Origin of the sequence: Stenotrophomonas maltophilia group sp. RNC7 (assembly GCF_030910085.1) — a bacterium.
Lineage (GTDB): Bacteria > Pseudomonadota > Gammaproteobacteria > Xanthomonadales > Xanthomonadaceae > Stenotrophomonas > Stenotrophomonas sepilia.
The window spans coordinates 1-884 of record NZ_JAVFVN010000009.1; the positions used below are offsets into that span (position 1 = coordinate 1).

Here is an 884-nt window from a genome sequence, read left to right on the forward strand (position 1 = left end):
GCCCCGGCGGAAACGGAGGAAGGGGAAATTTCAGAACGTCAGTTGCTTGAACTCGCGGGTGGCGGCGGTCAGCGCCTGCTCGGTGGGCAGGCGCTCCATCGAGCTGGCGCCGTAGAAACCGTGGCAATGCTGGCAATGGCGCAGGATGTGGGCGGCGTCCTCGGGCGTGGCGATGGGGCCGCCGTGGCACAGCACGATCACGTCGGGACGCACGGCCAGGGCGGCCGCCGCGATGCGGTCGATGGCGGCGACGCAGTCATCCAGCGTCAGCGCGGTCTCGGCGCCGATCGAACCGCCGGTGGTCAGGCCCATATGCGCCACGATGATGTCGGCGCCGGCCTGCGTCATCGCCACGGCGTCGTCCTCGTTGAACACGTAGGGCGTGGTCAGCATGCCCTTTTCGTGCGCCAGGCGGATCATGTCCACCTCCAGCGCATAGCCCATGCCGGTCTCTTCCAGGTTGGCGCGGAAGGTGCCGTCGATCAGGCCCACGGTGGGGAAGTTCTGCACGCCAGCGAAGCCCTGGCGCTTGAGGTCGTCCAGGAACACGTCGAAGTCGCAGAACGGATCGGTGCCGTTGACGCCGGCCAGCACCGGCGTGCGCTTGACCACCGGCAGCACTTCGCGGCCCATGTCGACCACGATCTCATTGGCGTTGCCGTAGGCCAGCAGGCCGGCCAGCGAGCCGCGCCCGGCCATGCGATAGCGGCCCGAGTTGTAGATCACGATCAGGTCGATGCCGCCCGCTTCCTCGCACTTGGCGGACAGTCCGGTCCCGGCGCCGCCGCCCACGATGGGGGTGCGGTCGCGCACCATGGCGCGGAACTTGTCCAGCAGTTGGTTACGGTCAAAGCGCGGCATGGCGGCAATCCTCAATGTTTGGC

At 68.0% G+C, this 884-nt stretch carries 1 protein-coding gene; it reads right to left on the reverse strand.

The genetic code is table 11. The features are described from left to right. Positions 1-30: 30 nt before the first annotated feature. Positions 31-884 (reverse strand): phosphoenolpyruvate hydrolase family protein (locus RCF13_RS00045; protein WP_308140650.1); only part of this gene is annotated, 854 nt, incomplete at its 5' end.